Source organism: Micromonospora sp. U21 (assembly GCF_018070045.1).
Lineage (GTDB): Bacteria > Actinomycetota > Actinomycetes > Mycobacteriales > Micromonosporaceae > Micromonospora.
Genome location: NZ_JAGPYK010000036.1, coordinates 46,422 through 60,097, shown reverse-complemented (window position 1 = coordinate 60,097; position 13,676 = coordinate 46,422). Strand labels below are relative to the sequence as shown.

6 protein-coding genes are annotated in these 13,676 nt (G+C 72.6%); 1 reads left to right on the top strand and 5 read right to left on the bottom strand.

What is annotated here, in order from left to right; all coding sequences use genetic code 11:
* Positions 1 to 251: 251 nt before the first annotated feature.
* Complete coding sequence (locus tag KBX63_RS30300) at positions 252 to 5,711, top strand: carboxyl transferase domain-containing protein (protein WP_210917176.1); 5,460 nt, start codon at positions 252 to 254, stop codon at positions 5,709 to 5,711.
* Positions 5,712 to 5,762: 51 nt separating this feature from the next.
* On the opposite strand, the gene KBX63_RS30295 is transcribed toward KBX63_RS30300, so the two are convergent.
* From KBX63_RS30295 to aceB, 5 genes are read right to left on the bottom strand one after another with little or no spacing between them, the layout of a single operon-like run.
* Positions 5,763 to 7,619, bottom strand: a complete 1,857-nt coding sequence (locus KBX63_RS30295; protein WP_210917175.1) for an L-lactate permease — start codon at positions 7,617 to 7,619, stop codon at positions 5,763 to 5,765.
* A gap of 43 nt (positions 7,620 to 7,662) precedes the next feature.
* On the bottom strand, positions 7,663 to 9,111 hold the full coding sequence (locus KBX63_RS30290; protein WP_210917173.1) for a (Fe-S)-binding protein: 1,449 nt from the start codon (positions 9,109 to 9,111) through the stop codon (positions 7,663 to 7,665).
* Positions 9,111 to 10,394, bottom strand: coding sequence for an FAD-binding oxidoreductase (locus KBX63_RS30285; protein WP_210917172.1), 1,284 nt, complete (start codon positions 10,392 to 10,394; stop codon positions 9,111 to 9,113). Before KBX63_RS30285 ends, KBX63_RS30290 begins: the two co-directional genes overlap by 1 nt.
* Entirely contained in the window at positions 10,394 to 11,866 is a 1,473-nt protein-coding gene (locus KBX63_RS30280; RefSeq protein ID WP_210917171.1) for an FAD-linked oxidase C-terminal domain-containing protein, read from the bottom strand. Before KBX63_RS30280 ends, KBX63_RS30285 begins: the two co-directional genes overlap by 1 nt.
* Positions 11,867 to 11,898: 32 nt before the next feature.
* On the bottom strand, positions 11,899 to 13,482 hold the full coding sequence (aceB, locus tag KBX63_RS30275; protein ID WP_210917170.1) for a malate synthase A: 1,584 nt from the start codon (positions 13,480 to 13,482) through the stop codon (positions 11,899 to 11,901).
* Between the last annotated feature and the right edge of the window lie 194 nt (positions 13,483 to 13,676).

Below are 13,676 nucleotides of genomic sequence, written 5' to 3'. Positions count from 1 at the left end.
GGGGTGGGCAACGGGGCGGCCGCTTGAGCGTCATCGGTAGTCGCTCCAGCACGGTGTGCAACGGCGCCTAGCACACACTGTGCGTTCGCGGCCCGGCGGCCAAAAACTCTTGTCGGGTTCCTACAAATGAGGGGCGGGTGGTTCGGTGATTGCGTCATGGCGCTGCCAGCCGTCACACGGAAGGGTGATCACTGCTGGGAGCTGTCGTCTCGCGGCGAGCAGGTCATTGGTCTACCAAAGGGGTCAGTCGGGTGTTCAACCGTGTCGCCATCGTCAACCGTGGTGAGGCCGCCATGCGCCTCATCCACGCGGTCCGGGAGTTGGCCGCGGAGACCGGCGTCCGGATCGAGACGGTCGCCCTGTACACCGACGTCGACCGCACCGCCACCTTCGTACGCGAGGCGGACATCGCGTACGACCTCGGTCCGGCGTCTTCCCGCCCGTACCTGAATCTCGCGGTGCTGGAGCGCGCCCTGACCGAGACCGGGGCCGACGCGGCGTGGGTCGGCTGGGGTTTCGTCGCCGAGGACCCGGCGTTCGCGGAGCTGTGCGAGAAGATCGGCGTCACGTTCGTCGGGCCGAGCGCGGAAGCCATGCGCCAGCTCGGTGACAAGATCGGCTCGAAGCTGATCGCCGAGGAGGTCGGCGTGCCGGTCGCGCCGTGGAGCCGCGGCGCCGTCGAGACTCTTGCCGCCGCCCGGGCGGCGGCGGCCGAGATCGGTTACCCGTTGATGCTGAAGGCGACCGCGGGCGGCGGCGGGCGCGGTATCCGCGTGATCACCAGCGAGGCCGAGCTCGACGACGCGTACGAGCGCACCAGCCAGGAGGCGGCGCGGGCGTTCGGCAGCGGCATCGTGTTCCTGGAGCGCCTGGTCACCGGGGCCCGGCACGTCGAGGTCCAGGTGATCGCCGACGGGCAGGGCACCGCCTGGGCGCTGGGTGTCCGCGACTGCTCGGTGCAGCGACGCAACCAGAAGGTCATCGAGGAGTCGGCGTCGCCGGTGCTCAGCCCGGCGCAGGCGGCCGAGCTCAAGGCGTCGGCTGAGCGGCTGGCCCTGGCTGTGGGTTACCGCGGTGCGGCGACCGTCGAGTTCCTCTACCACCCCGGCGATCAACTGTTCGCGTTCCTTGAGGTCAACACCCGGCTGCAGGTCGAGCACCCGATCACCGAGTTGACCACCGGGTTCGATCTGGTCAAGGCGCAGCTGCACGTCGCCTCGGGCGGCCGGCTCGACGGCGAGCCACCGGTGGAGCGCGGGCACGCCATCGAGGCCCGGCTGAACGCCGAGGACCCGGACCGTGACTTCGCGCCGTCGCCGGGCCACATCGCGCGGCTGGACCTGCCCAGCGGCCCGGGCATCCGGGTGGACACCGGTGTCAGCGAGGGTGACACCATCCCGGCCGACTTCGACTCGATGATCGCGAAGATCATCGCGTACGGCCGTGATCGTGGCGAGGCGCTCGGCAAGCTGCGCCGGGCGATGGCGAACACCACGGTGATCATCGAGGGCGGGGCGACGAACAAGAGTTTCGTGCTCGACCTGCTCGACCAGCCCGAGGTGATCGACGCCAGCGCGGACACCGGCTGGATCGACCGTGTCCGCGGCGAGGGCCGACTCGTCGCCCACCGGCACTCCGGGGTCGCGTTGGCGGCCGCCGCCATCGAGGCGTACGAGGAGGAGGAGAGCGTCGAGCGGCAGCGCCTGCTGTCGACGGCGTCCGGTGGGCGCCCCCAGGTGCAGCACAAGAGCGGCCGGCCGTTGGACCTCAAGCTGCGCGGGGTCACCTACCGCATGCGCGTGGCGCGGGTCGGCGCGCACCGGTTCCGCGTTGGCATCGAGGTGGGCGCCGAGGTGCGCACTGCCGACGTCGAACTCGACCGCTTCGACCGGCACACCGGCCAGATCGCCGTCAACGGCGGCCGGTACCGCCTGCTGACCAGCACCCACGGGCCGACCCACCTGGTCGAGGTGGACGGCGTGACGCACCGGGTCAGCCGCGACGAGGGTGGCGTCGTCCGCTCCCCCATGCCCGCGCTGGTCGTCGCCACGCCGCTGGAGGTGGGCGCCGAGGTCGAGGCGGGCGCGCCGGTGCTGGTGCTGGAGGCCATGAAGATGGAGACGGTCCTGCGGGCGCCGTTCAAGGCTCGGCTGAAGGAGTGCGCGGTCTCGGTCGGCAGCCAGGTGGAGGCCGGAGCGCCGCTGCTGCGCCTGGAGCCGCTCGCCGACGACGCCGCCGAGAAGGCGGACGACCCGGCCGCTGTCTCCGTCGAGCTGGACCTACCCGCCACCGCCGAGGACGTTCCGGCTCACCTGCGCAGCAGGCGCGGCCAGGAGGACCTGCGCGGCCTTCTGCTCGGCTTCGACGTCGACCCGCACGACGACCGTCGCGTGCTCGACGACTACCTCACCGCGCGGCGGGAGGCCACCGAGGCGGGCCACCGGCCGCTGGCCGAGGAACTCGACCTCGTCGAGGTGTTCGCCGACCTCACCGAACTGAGCCGTAACCGACCGACGGGTGAGGACGGCGGCGCGCACGTGCGCAGCGCCCGCGAGTACTTCCACACCTACCTGCAGAGCCTCGACGTCGAGCGGGCCGCTCTGCCGGACTCCTTCCAGGCCAAGCTCGCGAAGGCACTCGGGCACTACGGCGTCACCGACCTGGAGCGCTCCCCGGAACTCGAAGCCGCCGTGTTCCGGATCTTCCTCGCCCAGCAACGCGCGGCCGCCGACGCCACGGTCGTCGCGACGCTGCTGCGCGCCTGGCTGCGGGAGACCCCGCCGGACGAGACGCTGCGCGAGCCCGCCGGTCTCGCGCTGGAGCGGCTGGTGGCGGCGACCCAGGTCCGCTTCCCCGCGGTCGCCGACCTCGCCCGAGGCGTGGTGTTCGCCTGGTTCGCCCAGCCGCTGCTGCGCCGCAACCGCGCCCGCGTCTACGCCGAGGTCCGTGGGCACCTGCGTCACCTGGACGCGCACCCGGACGCGGCGGACCGCCCCGAGCGCATCGCGGAGATGGTCCGCAGCACCGAGCCACTGGTGCGGCTGCTCGGGCAGCGGCTCGTCCGTGATCACCTCGACAACGCGGTGATGCTGGAGGTGCTGACCCGGCGGTACTACGGCAACAAGGCGCTCACCAGCGTGCGCACCAGCGAGGTCGCGGGCTGCGCGTTCGTGGTCGCCGAGCGCGCGGACTCGAGCGTCGTCTCCGCCGCGGTGAGCTTCGACGCGCTCGGCGGCGCGCTGCGCGGGCTCGCCGAGCTGGCGAGTGGCGAGGACGCCGTTGACGCCGACATCTACCTCGGCTGGGAGAACCAGCCGGAGGACTTCGACGCGATGGCGGTGGCGCTGCTCGAGGTCATCACCGCGCACCCGCTGCCGCCCGGGGTCCGTCGGCTCACCACCACCGTCGCGGGTCGCGGCGGAGCGGTGATGCACCACCACTTCACCTTCCGCCCGTCCGGCGAGGGGATGACCGAGGACCGGCTCATCCGCGGGCTGCACCCGTACATCGCGCAGCGGATGCAGCTGGAGCGGCTGCACCAGTTCGACCTGACCCGGCTGCCGTCGTCGGACGAGGAGGTCTACCTCTTCCAGGCCGTGGCGCGGGAGAACCGGTCGGACGAGCGCCTCGTCGCGTTCGCGCAGGTGCGTGACCTGACCGAACTGCGCGAGCACGACGGCCGGCTGGTCGCCCTGCCGACGACCGAGGACGCGGTCGCCGCCTGCCTCGACTCGATCCGCCGCGCCCAGTCGCGGCGACCGTCGAAGACGCGCTTCAACACCAACCGGATCGTGATCTACGTCTGGCCGCCGAGTGAGCTGACCCGCGAGGAGATGGAGATGATCGCCGGGCGCGTGCGCCCGACGACCGTGGGCGCCGGGCTGGAGGAGATCCTGTTCATCGCACGGCAGCGCGACCGGCGGACCGGCGCGCTGACCAAGATCGCCGTGCGGATCTCCTTCGACACCGCGGGCGGCGCCGAGCTGGTCATCGGCGCGCCGCCGGTGGAGCCGGTCGAACCGCTCGACGAATACCGGTTGAAGGTGCTGCGCGCGAGCAGCCGCAACACGGTGTACCCGTACGAGCTGACCGGCCGGCTCGGTGACTTCGTCGAGCACGACCTCGACGACGAGCACGCGCTGGTGCCGGTGGACCGGCCGAAGGGGCGCAACGGCGCCGCGATCGTCGCCGGGGTGGTCACCACGCCGACCGTGCGGCATCCGCAGGGTGTCACCCGGGTCGTGTTGCTCGGTGATCCGACCAAGTCGCTGGGCGCCCTGTCCGAGCCGGAGTGCCGGCGCGTGATCGCCGCGCTGGACCTGGCCGAGCGGATGGGGGTGCCGCTGGAGTGGTGGGCGCTGTCCGCCGGGGCCCGGATCTCCATGACCTCGGGCACGGAGAACATGGACTGGGTGGCCGCGGCGCTCAAGCGGATCGTCGAGTTCACCCAGGCCGGAGGTGAGATCAACATCGTCGTCGCGGGCATCAACGTCGGCGCGCAGCCGTACTGGAACGCCGAGGCGACGATGCTCATGCACACCAAGGGCGTCCTGGTGATGACGCCGGAGTCGGCGATGGTGCTCACCGGCAAGCAGTCGCTGGACTTCTCCGGTGGTGTGTCCGCCGAGGACAACTTCGGTATCGGCGGCTACGACCGGGTGATGGGGCCGAACGGGCAGGCGCAGTACTGGGCTCCGAACCTGACCGCCGCACGGGACGTGTTGATGTCGCACTACGACCACACGTACGTCGCGCCCGGCGAGGACGCGCCCCGGCGGGCGACCACCACCGACCCCGTGGACCGCGACATCTCCGCCTTCCCGCACGACGTGGCGGGCAGCGCGTTCAACACCGTCGGCGAGATCTTCTCCGCCGAGTCCAACCCGGACCGCAAGAAGCCGTTCGACATCCGTACGGTGATGCGGGCGCTCTCCGACCAGGACCACCCGGTGCTGGAACGCTGGGCGGGCATGGCCGACGCGGAGACCGCGGTGGTGCAGGACGTGCACCTCGGCGGCATCCCGGTGTGCCTGCTCGGCATCGAGTCGCGATCGGTGCCACGGCGCGGCTTCCCGCCCACCGACGGCCCGGACACCTACACCGCGGGCACGCTGTTCCCGCGGTCGTCGAAGAAGGCCGCGCGGGCGATCAACGCGGCCAGCGGCAACCGGCCACTGGTGGTGCTCGCGAACCTGTCGGGCTTCGACGGCTCACCGGAGTCGATGCGCAAGCTGCAGCTGGAGTACGGCGCCGAGATCGGCCGGGCGATCGTCAACTTCCGCGGGCCCATCGTCTTCTGCGTAATCTCGCGGTACCACGGTGGCGCGTTCGTGGTGTTCTCGAAGGCGCTGAACCCGAACATGACCGTCCTCGCGTTGGAAGGCTCGTTCGCCTCGGTGCTCGGTGGGGCTCCCGCCGCCGCGGTGGTGTTCGCCGGCGACGTCAACGCACGCACGGCGGCCGACCCGCGCGTGCGGGCGTTGGAGGCCCGGGTCGCGGCCGTGGCCGGCACCGAACGCGCCGCGCTGACGGCGGAGCTCGACGAGTTGCGCTCCTCGGTGCGCGCGGAGAAGCTCGGCGAGGTGGCCACGGAGTTCGACCGTGTGCACAACATCCAGCGTGCCGTCGAGGTCGGCTCGGTGGACGCGGTGGTCCGCGCCGCCGAACTGCGTCCGCGCATCATCGACGCGATCGAGTCCCGTCTGCCCTAACTGGTCGGTGGGGCCGCCCCCGCGAGGGGACGGCCCCACCGTCGAGCGGGATCAGGGCACCATCCAGCCGAGGACCGGCGAACCCTGGAGCGCGACCAGCACACACATGAACAGCAGCAGGAGCAGGCTCCAGCCGAACACCTTGCGGAAGATCTCCCCCTCCCGGCCGGCCATGCCGACCGCGGCGGCGGCGATGGCCAGGTTCTGGGGGCTGATCATCTTGCCCAGCACCCCACCGGAGGAGTTGGCGGCCGCCAGCAGCACCGGGTCCAGCCCGGCGCGGGCCGCCGTCTCCACCTGCAACGCCCCGAACAACGCGTTGGCCGAGGTGTCCGACCCGGTCACCGCCACGCCGATCCAGCCGAGGATCGCCGAGAGGAAGACGAACGCCCCACCGGCGGCGGCCAGGAACGCGCCGAGGGTGTTGGTCTGCCCGGACTGGTTCATCACGTACGCCAGGGCGAGCACCGCCATGACGGTGACGATGGCGTACCGCAGCTCGACGTAGGTGCGCCCGTAGGCTCGCAGCGCCCGGCCGGCGGAGACCCGCAGCACCAACGCGGTGAGCACCCCGGCCAGGATCATCAGCGTGCCGGCGGCGGGCAGCCAGTTGAGGGTGAACGTGACAGACGACAGCGGGTTGCCGTTGCCGCCGAGGATGTCCAGGCCCGGCCAGCCGAACTTCACCGTCCACGGCTCCTTCGCCAGGGCGTCCTTCACCGGCCCGAAATTGGCGATGGAGAAGATCGCGATGATGATCAGGTAGGGCGCGTACGCGCGGACCACCTCCGCGGGAGTGTCGGCGAGCCGGGGGGCGTCCGATCGGTGCGGGCCGCCGTCAGGCGGGTCCCGGTGCTCCCCGGGACTGTCGGGGGAAACCAGCGGGTCGCCCGGCGGGGGCTCGCCGCCGGGGCCGTCGAGCGACGGTGCGGCGGCGGTGGTCGTACCGGAGCGGCGGCCGGCGGTGGCGCGGACGGCGCCGGGGTCGGCGAGTTCGGCCTCGGCGGGCTCGCGGGCGGCGGGCACGCTCGCCGTGTCCGGCTCGCGGCCCAGATCGGCGGGGGTGACCGGGCGCCAGACGCGGATCAGCAGCACGACGGCGGCGGCCGAGACCAGAGCGGCGACGATGTCGGTCAGCGGCACGGAGATGTAGTTCGCGGCGACGAACTGTGCCAGGCCGAAGGTCACGCCGGCGACCAGTGCGGCGGGCCAGGTCTGCCGGATACCGCGCCGGCCGTCCACCAGGGCCACCAGCAGCAGCGGTACGACCACCGCGAGGATCGGGGTCTGCCGGCCGATCATCGCGCCGAGGGTGTCCACGGTGAGCCGGGAGTCGTCGTTGACCCCACTGGTGACCGTGGCCAGGGTGACGACCGGGGTGGCGAGCGCGCCGAACGCCACCGGCGCCGTGTTGGCCAGCAGCGCCACCGAGGCGGCGTGGATCGGACGGAAGCCGAGCGCCATCAGCATCACCACGGTGATGGCGACCGGGGTGCCGAAGCCGGCCAGCGCCTCCAGCAGCGCGCCGAAGCAGAACGCGATGATGATCGCCTGGATCCGCATGTCCGGACTGACCCGTTCGAACGAGCGACGCAGCACGTCGAAGTGTCCGCTCTCGACCGTCAGGTTGTAGACCCAGATGGCGTTGAGGACGATCCACAGGATCGGGAAGAAGCCGAAGGCGGCGCCCTCGGTGGCCGAGAGCACGGCCTGCCCGACGGGCATGGCGTAGACGGCGATCGCCACCACCAGCGCGACCGCGAGCGAGATCAGCCCGGCCAGCCAGGCCTTCACCTTCAGCACGCCGAGCAGGAGGAAGAGGGTGAGCAGGGGCAGGACAGCGAAGATGGCCGAGAGTGCGACGGAGTCACTGACGGGATCGGTGACGACTGTGAACTGGTCGAACATGGGTCACCTCGACGCTCGGGGACGGTGGCGGGTGAGTTCGGCCCTACTGCAGCTCCTCCACCGGTCGGGCGCGGAGGGAGGCGTCGAGGACCTGGGCGGTGTGGGCCAGCGCGATGTCGCCGCCGGCGCGGGTCACCGCGGCTGCGACCTGCATGAGGCAGCCGGGGTTGGCGGTGACGAGCAGCCGCGCCCCGGTGGCCAGTACGGTGCGGGCCTTGCGGTCGCCGAGTTCGGCGGCCGGCCCGGGGTGGAGCACGTTCCAGATCCCGGCCGATCCGCAGCAGATCTCCGGGTCGGCGATCTCCCGCAGCTCCAGCCCGGGAATGTCGCGCAGCAGCCGGCGGGGCTGGGCGCGGACGCCCTGGGCGTGGGCCAGGTGGCAGGCGTCGTGGTAGGCGACGGTCACCGGCAGCGGGTGCCGGGTGGCGACCGGGCCCAGCTCGTCGAGGAGTTCGGACAGGTCGCGCACCTTGCTGGCGAAGTCGGCGGCGAGCGCCGCGTAGCGGGGATCGTCCCGGAGCAGGTCGCCGTACTCCTTGAGGGTGGAGCCGCAGCCGGCTGCGTTGACCACGAAGAAGTCGATGCCGGCGGCGGCGAACGTGTCGAGCATCCGGCGGGCGAAGCGCTGCGCCTCCGCCTCGCGTCCGTTGTGCACGCTCAGCGCACCGCAGCAGCCCTGCCGGTCGGGCAGGATCACCACGTCGCAGCCCTCGGCGGCGAGCACCCGGGCGGTGGCGGCGTTGACCTCGGGAAAGAACGCGCCCTGTACGCAGCCGGTGAGCATGCCGACCACGGCCCTCCGGGGGCCGACCGCGGGCACCCGCTGCGGTGGGCGTGCCGGCCGGCGGAGCCGGGGAGCGAGGGACTCTAGCGCCGCCAGGGTGGGCGCCAACCGGGGCAGCAGCCCGGTCCGCTGGACCAGGCGGCGCACCCCGCTGGCCTGGTACGCGCGCAGGGGGCCGCGCAACAGCCGCAGCCGCCGTCGGTACGGGAAGATCGCGAAGATCGCCGCCCGCAGCGCCCGCTCCCGGGGCCCGCGGTGGTGCCGGCGTTCGACCTGCTGCCGGGTGTCCTCGATGAGGCGGTCGTAGCGGACACCGGACGGGCAGGCGGTGACGCAGGACATGCAGCCGAGGCACTGGTCGAAGTGGGTGACCATGGAGTCCGACAGCGGCTCGCCCTCCAGGCCCTCCTTCATCAGGTAGATCCGCCCGCGCGGCGAGTCCATCTCCTCGCCCCACAGCACGTAGGTGGGGCAGGTGGGCAGGCAGAAGCCGCAGTGCACACAGTCCGAGACCAGCTCGGGGGCGGGCGGATGGTGCGCGTCGAACGCGCCCTCGCCGGGCGGCTGGGCGGCCAGGCCGAGCACGTCACGGGGCCCACTGGCCGGGCGGGTTCCGCCCGGCGAGCTGAGCGGCGCGGCCGGCCCGGCCGCCGGGGGCTGGCCGGCGCTGGTCGGGTCCGGGCGGTCGGGTTGCCGGGGAATGGACATCAGATCCCTCGCACGAATCGGCCGGGCGCAAGCCGGGCATCGGGGTCGAAGCGCTCCTTGACCCGGCGCATCAGTGCCAGACCGTCGACGGATCCCCACAGGTCGATCCGGTCCCGCACGGGCGGGGGCGCGGTGAGCACCACGGCGTGCCCGGCGACGGCGGCGCTCGCCGTCCGCAGCGCGTCGACCAGGCCGGCGACCAGTTCCGGATCGGCCGTGCCGGGCAGCCCGGCGTAGAGCACCCCGACGCCGGCCGAGCCGCGCAGCGCGAGTGGCAGGCCGCGCCGGTCGGCCGCCGCCCGGGCCTCGGCCAGCAGCCGGGGTACGCCGGAGAGCGCGGCGGTCAGCTTCAGCCCGGTGTCGCCGTCCCGCCACGGGTACCGGCCCCAGCCGTCCGGAGGCCCGTCGCACGCGGTGGCGTCGACGCCGAGCAGCCGGCGGGTCGCCTCCGCGCGGGCGGTCACCCCGGCCGCGGTGCCCTCCAGCAGCACCGTCACCGTCGCTCCCCCGCCGGCCGGCGCGTCCACCTCGAGCGCGGTGGGCACGAGCTGCGCGGTGCGTACGGTGCCGGCGAGCCGACCCGCCTCGGCGGGGTCGTCGGTCCGGCGGGTGACGTACGCGACCGCGGGCGGCAGCGGATGCAGCCGGAACGCGCACTCGGTGATCAGCCCGAGCGTGCCGTACGCGCCGGTGACCAGCTTGGCCAGGTCGTAGCCGGCGACGTTCTTGACCACCTTGCCGCCGGCGTGCGCGACCACCCCGTCGGCGCGGACGATGGTGACCCCGATGATCAGGTCGCGCACGGTGCCGTAGAGCATCCGGCGCGGCCCGCTGGCGTTGGTGGCGACCGCCCCGCCGACGGTGCCACCGGGCATCGGCGCGTCGAGGGCGAGCTGCTGGCGGGCGCCGGCCAGGGTGGCGGCCAGCTCGTCGAGGCGGGTGCCGGCCCGCACCACGGTGATGAGGTCACCGGCGGCGTGCTCGACCACCCCGGTCAGCGCGGTGGTGTCGAGGATCAGGTCGAGTCGCCGGGGTGGGCCTCCCCACGACTGCTTCGTGGCGGCGCCGCGGACCGTCACCGCGAGGTCGAGGGCGGCGGCCGTCCGCAGCAGGGTCGCGGCCCCGGCGGTGTCGCGGGGTGTGGCGACGTAGCGCGCGGGCACCCCGGCGATCGAGTCGTGCTCGCGGGCGGGCCGGACCGACTCGGAGCCGTCCGGGCGCCGGCCGTCGGTCGTGGACTCTCCGGCGGCGCGGAGCCGGTCGAGGATCGCGTCGGTGGGCATCAGAACGCCTCCGCCAGGCCGGCCTCCTGCGCCGGATGGACCCCCTTGCGTCGACCGGGGATCTCACCGCAGAGCCGGGGCGTCGGGAAGACCTTGCCGGGATTCGCCAGACCGGCCGGGTCGAACGCGCAGCGCAGCAACTGCATGGTGTCCAGGTCGTCGTCGGTGAACATGCGCGGCATGTACTTCGCCTTGTCCATGCCGACGCCGTGCTCACCGGTGATCGACCCACCGTGGCTCACGCAGAGGTCGAGGATCGCGCCGGACACCTCCTCGGCGCGTTCGGTCTGCCCGTCGACGGCCGCGTCGAAGAGGACGAGCGGGTGCAGGTTGCCGTCGCCGGCGTGAAAGACGTTGGCGACCCGGATGCCGCGTTCGGCGGAGAGCTCACCGATGCGGCGCAGCACCGCGGGCAGGGCGGTGCGCGGGATGACACCGTCCTGGACGATGTAGTCGGGACTGATCCGCCCGACGGCGGCGAACGCGGACTTGCGGCCCTTCCAGAACAGCGCCCGCTCGGCGTCGTCGGCGGCGATCCGAATCTCGAACGCCCGGTTGTCCCGGCAGAGCCGTACGACCTGGTCGAACTGGGCTTCCACCTCCGGTTCCGGCCCGTCCAGCTCGACGATGAGCACCGCGCCGGCACCGGCCGGATAGCCACAGTGCACGGCCTCTTCGGCGGCGGAGATGGCGAGCGTGTCCATCATCTCCACCGCCGCCGGCACCACCCCCGCCGCGATGATCGCCGAGGTCGCCGCGCCGGCCTGGTCGGTGCTCTCGAAGGCGGCCAGCAGGGTGCGCACCGACTCGGGCAACCGGGTCAGCCGCACGGTCACCTCGGTGGCGATGCCGAGGGTGCCCTCGGAGCCGACGAACGCTCCGAGCAGGTCGTAGCCGGGGGCGTCGGGCGCGCGGCCGCCGAGGTGCACCCGGTCACCGTCCGGGGTGACCAGCTCGACGCCGATGACGTGGTTGGTGGTGAAGCCGTACTTCAGGCAGTGGGCGCCGCCTGAGTTCTCCGCCACGTTCCCGCCGATGGAGCAGATCTGCTGGCTGGACGGGTCGGGCGCGTAGTACCAGCCGTACGGGGCGGCGGCCCGGGTGACCGCCAGGTTGATCACGCCAGGCTGCACCACCGCCCGCTCGTCGGACGGCGCGACCTCCAGGATCTCCCGCATCTGCGAGGTGACGATCAGGACGCCGTCGGCGTGCGGCAGCGCGCCTCCGGACAGCCCGGTGCCGGAGCCGCGGGCCACGAACGGGGTGTCGGCGGCGACGCAGGCGCGGACCACGGAGGCGCACTGCGCGGCGTCGGCGGGGAGGGCGACGAGGGCCGGAACCACCTTGTACTGGGCCAGCCCGTCGCACTCGTAGGTACGCAGCTGCTGTCGGTCGCTGATCACCCGATCCGCGCCGATGGCGGCCCGCAGGGCGGCGGTGAGAGCTTCGAGGTCCGTTCTGGCTGTGCTCATCGCCCACCTCCGCGCGTCGGGTCGGTCGTCGGTCAGGGCATCCGTTCGTACGCCGGCACGGTGAGGAAGTCGGCGAAGTCGTCGGCGACGGCGACCTCCATGAACAGCGTCCGGGCGGCGCCGTAGTCGCCCGGGTCGCCGGGGAGCTTGGCGATCTCCTCGTCGGCGATCCGCTCGACCAGCTCCCGGGTGACCCGCGCGCCGGTGTCGTCGAGGGTCAGGTCGTTGTGCAGCCACTGCCACACCTGGCTGCGGGAGATCTCCGCGGTGGCGGCGTCCTCCATCAGGTTGAAGATGGCCACCGCGCCGGAGCCGCGCAGCCAACTGGCCAGGTACTGCACCCCCACGCTGACCGCGTTGCGCAGCCCGGCCTCGCTGTGCGGGCCCGGGGTGGCGTACACGGAGAGCAGGTCGGCGGCGGTGACCCACACGTCGTCGCGGGTGCGGTCGAGCTGGTTCGGCCGGTCGCCGAGCACCGTGTCGAAGACCTCCCGACAGATCGGCACCAGGTCGGGGTGGGCCACCCAGGAGCCGTCGAAACCGTCGCCGGCCTCGCGGGTCTTGTCGTCGCGGACCTTCGCCAGGGCGGTCTCGTTGACCTGCGGGTCGCGTCGACTGGGGATGAAGGCGGCCATCCCGCCGATGGCGTGCGCGCCGCGTCGGTGGCAGGTCCGTACCAGCAGTTCGGTGTACGCCCGCATGAACGGCACGGTCATCGTCACCGCGTTCCGGTCCGGCAGCAGGAAGTCCGCGCCCCGGGTGCGGAACTTCTTGATCACGCTGAACATGTAGTCCCACCGACCGGCGTTCAGCCCGGCGGAGTGCTCCCGCAGCTCGTAGAGGATCTCGTCCATCTCGAACGCGGCCGGGAAGGTCTCGATCAGCACGGTGGCCCGGATGGTGCCGCGCGGGATGCCGAGCCTCTCCTGAGCGGCCAGGAAGACCTCGTTCCACAGTCGCGCCTCGAGGTGGCTCTCCATCTTGGGCAGGTAGAAGTAGGGCCCGGCGCCGCGGTCGAGCTGCCGGCGGGCGCAGTGGAAGAAGTAGAGCCCGAAGTCGACCAGGCTGCCGGAGGTGCGCTCACCGTCGACGAGGATGTGCTTCTCGGTGAGGTGCCAGCCACGCGGCCGTACCACGATCGTGGCCAGTTGGCCGTCGTGCAACGCGTACTGCTTGCCCTCGGGGGATGTGAAGGCGAGCTTGCCGTCGATGGCGTCGCGCAGGTTGAGCTGACCGGAGATGACGTTCTCCCAGAGCGGGGTGTTGGCGTCCTCGTGGTCAGCCAGCCACACCTTCGCACCGGAGTTCAGGGCGTTGATGGTCATCTTCGCGTCGGTGGGGCCGGTGATCTCGACGCGGCGGTCGACCAGGCCGGGTGCCGGCTCGGCGACCCGCCAGTCGGCCTCGCGGATCTCCCGGGTCTCGGGCAGGAAGTCCAGCAGCCCACCGTCGGCCAGCTCGGCCTCACGTTGCCGTCGGAGGGCGAGCAGGTCCCGGCGACGCGGGTCGAAGGCGCGGTGCAGATCGGCGAGGAAGGCCAACGCCTCCGGGGTGAGGATCTCGTCGTACCGGGGGTGCATCGGGCCCGTGACCTCGACGTCCGCAGGAATGGTCATCGGCTCGCTCCTCACCAGGACATGCGTGGTGATCGATTGGATGCGCTCCTGCCGACTGTAGTTCTCGCGGTTCGCGGCCGCGACCTGAGCGACGACACAGTCGCCGGGAGCGGTCGGCCCGGTGCGGCGAACGGTGCCTCAGGCGCGGCGAGCGGCAGGTGGGCCGCCCGCGCAGCAACGAGGCTCGGGTGCGG

What these genes read in the sequence shown, in the direction of transcription:
- KBX63_RS30295 (WP_210917175.1), bottom strand. Translation starts at nt 7,619, where the DNA reads ATGTTCGACCAGTTCACAGTCGTCACCGATCCCGTCAGTGACTCCGTC.
- KBX63_RS30290 (WP_210917173.1), bottom strand. Translation starts at nt 9,111, where the DNA reads ATGTCCATTCCCCGGCAACCCGACCGCCCGGACCCGACCAGCGCCGGC.
- KBX63_RS30285 (WP_210917172.1), bottom strand. Translation starts at nt 10,394, where the DNA reads ATGCCCACCGACGCGATCCTCGACCGGCTCCGCGCCGCCGGAGAGTCC.
- KBX63_RS30280 (WP_210917171.1), bottom strand. Translation starts at nt 11,866, where the DNA reads ATGAGCACAGCCAGAACGGACCTCGAAGCTCTCACCGCCGCCCTGCGG.
- aceB (WP_210917170.1), bottom strand. Translation starts at nt 13,482, where the DNA reads ATGACCATTCCTGCGGACGTCGAGGTCACGGGCCCGATGCACCCCCGG.